General features: G+C 63.1%; 3 protein-coding genes. 1 reads left to right on the top strand and 2 read right to left on the bottom strand.

The window, feature by feature from the left end; all coding sequences use genetic code 11:
- Positions 1–998, top strand: a 998-nt coding sequence (locus EN750_RS29580) for a GGDEF domain-containing phosphodiesterase (RefSeq protein ID WP_145968027.1), incomplete at its 5' end; no start/stop codon positions are given.
- A 15-nt stretch (positions 999–1013) separates the two neighbouring features.
- Here EN750_RS29580 and EN750_RS29575 read toward each other — a convergent pair.
- Together EN750_RS29575 and EN750_RS29570 are read right to left on the bottom strand one after the other, a co-directional pair.
- Positions 1014–2033, bottom strand: coding sequence for a class I SAM-dependent methyltransferase (locus EN750_RS29575; RefSeq protein WP_127398864.1), 1020 nt, complete (start codon positions 2031–2033; stop codon positions 1014–1016).
- 106 nt (positions 2034–2139) lie between these two features.
- A partial coding sequence (locus EN750_RS29570; protein ID WP_127398863.1) for a S1 RNA-binding domain-containing protein occupies positions 2140–2408 on the bottom strand: 269 nt, incomplete at its 5' end.

The raw sequence follows: 2408 nt of genomic DNA, 5'->3' as shown, positions 1-2408 counted from the left end.
TAGAGAGACTCATCGACGAGATGATGGAGCCCTATGATCTCGGTACGCACCTGCAATCGGTCAGCCTGTCGGTCGGCATCGTGGCGATGCCAAAGGACGGCGTCGATCCGGTCCTCATCCTGCGCCGCTCCAATCTGGCGCTGCAGAACGCGCGCGCCAGCGGCGTCGGCAACTGGTCGGTCTTCCATGCCGAAATGGGCAGGGTCGCCGACCATCGCCAATGGATCGAATCCGAACTGCACATAGCCTTCGAGCGTGGTGACTTCGACCTTCATTACCAGCCGCAGCTCGATCTCCCGACCGGCCGCATCGTCGGGTATGAAGCGCTTATCCGCTGGCGGCATCCGGAACGCGGCATGATCCCGCCGATGGAGTTCATTCCGATCGCCGAGGAAACCGGCATGATCGGCCCGATCGGCGAATGGGTGCTGCGCAAAGCCTGCAGCGACGCCCGGCATCTGCCCGACGATTGCTTCGTCGCCGTCAACATCTCGCCCGTGCAGTTCATGACCAAGGACTTCGTCGGCATCGTGCGCGACGCCATGACGAGCACCGGCATCAAGCCGTCGCGGCTGGAGCTGGAAGTGACCGAGACGGCGATGATGCAGGACCGCGACCGCGCCGCCGCCATCCTGAAGGAGCTTGCGGATATGGGCATCTCGGTCGCCGTCGACGATTTCGGTACCGGCTATTCCAATTTGAGCTACCTGATCGATTTCTCGTTCGGCAAGCTGAAGATCGACCGGTCCTTCGTCAGCCGCCTCGACACCGATTCCAGCTCGGGTGCGGTCGTCTCGACCATCGTCGGGCTGTCGCGCGCGCTCGGCGTCAGCATCATTGCCGAAGGTGTCGAGACCGAAAGCCAGGCGACGCTGCTCAGGGCGGCCGGCTGCGAGGTGGTGCAAGGCTATCTTTACGGCAGGCCGGCCCCCCTCAAGATCAGGGTCGGCGACGTGCATGTCACCGATGAGGTCCGACGCGTCGCCAATCTGCATTGAACGCGGTGCATTGTATCAACGACGAGCGACAAGCACCTTGAACATGCCATCGCGGGCGAGTTCGGCATGGCTCGAAAAGGCGGCCGCCAGGATCGGCTCATAGGGAAGCTGGCGGTTGGCGACCATGAACAGCCGCCCACCCGGCTTCAAGGCCTTGGCCGCCGCGCGGATCATGCCGGCGCCGATCTCCGGCTCGGCCGCCCGACTACGGTGAAAGGGCGGGTTCATGGCAATCGCGTCGTAGCGCTTCTCGACAGGTTCCTTCAGCAGATCGATCCAGAAGAAGTTTCTGGCGATCGACTGGGTGACCCCTGCCAGATTGAGCTTCGCGGCTTCGAGCGAGGCGAAATCGGCCTCATAGAGGTCGAGCGCCGAAATGCCCGGTGAGCGGACGGCGATCTCGGCAGCCAGATACCCCCAGCCGGCGCAGAAATCGGCAATGTTGCCACGCAGATCATTGGGCAGGTTCTCGACCAGCAATTTGGAGCCGGTATCGATCCGGTCGAAGGAAAACATGCCGGGCCCGGTGGGGAACCGGTTTTCAACCAGCAGAGCGGGATTGGCGGCGCGCAGTTCTTCCGCGGCGGCGAGGTCCGCGGGACGGCGTAACCAGAAGGCGATGCCGTGATATTTTGGCAGATGGCCCTCCAGCGGCACAAGTTCGCCGACGCGCTTGCGCAGGCTGGCAATGCCATCATCCTTGCCGCCGCCAACGACGACCAAGCCGCCCGGCGCCACACGCTCAAGCGCCTGCGCGAGGCGCACTTCGTTCAGACCCCGATGTCGCCCGGCCAGCACAAGTGCCATATCGAAGCCATCGCCTTCCACTTGCGCGGTGACGACGCAGCCAGACGCCTGCAGCGCGCTAAAATGCGGCCGAAAGCCCTGCACGAGGTGAAGCGTCGCCTCGAAGCCTTCAGGCAGGCGAAAACCCGGCTCAGCGCCGAGAAACAGCACGCGCTCGCCCTTTCCCGGCAAAGCAACAGCCTCGGCCTCGAAGGGATGGAAAAGCGTCTTCAACGGCTCGGCGGACATTGTTCGATCTCGACTTGTCTGGGCGATTTGAGAGTGAAAACCGGGGCTGAAATGAAAACGGGCGCGACATAAGCCGCGCCCGCTTCAATTCATGAACTCAAGACGTTCAGGCGGCGTTTTCTTCGCCTTCGGTCTTCTTGTCGCGGGCGAGTTCCTTGCCGGTGGCCTGGTCGACGACCTTCATCGACAGGCGGACCTTGCCGCGCTCGTCGAAGCCCATCAGCTTGACCCAGACCTTGTCGCCTTCCTTGACCACGTCCGAGGTCTTGGCGACCCGGTCGTTGGCAAGCTGCGAGATGTGGACGAGGCCGTCACGCGGACCGAAGAAGTTGACGAAAGCGCCGAAGTCGGCGGTCTTGACGACCGTGCCTTCGT

The organism is Mesorhizobium sp. M7A.F.Ca.ET.027.03.2.1 (genome assembly GCF_003999175.1).
GTDB lineage: Bacteria > Pseudomonadota > Alphaproteobacteria > Rhizobiales > Rhizobiaceae > Mesorhizobium.
The sequence above is the reverse complement of the archived record's forward strand: the minus strand, read 5'-3'. Positions and strand labels throughout refer to the sequence as shown.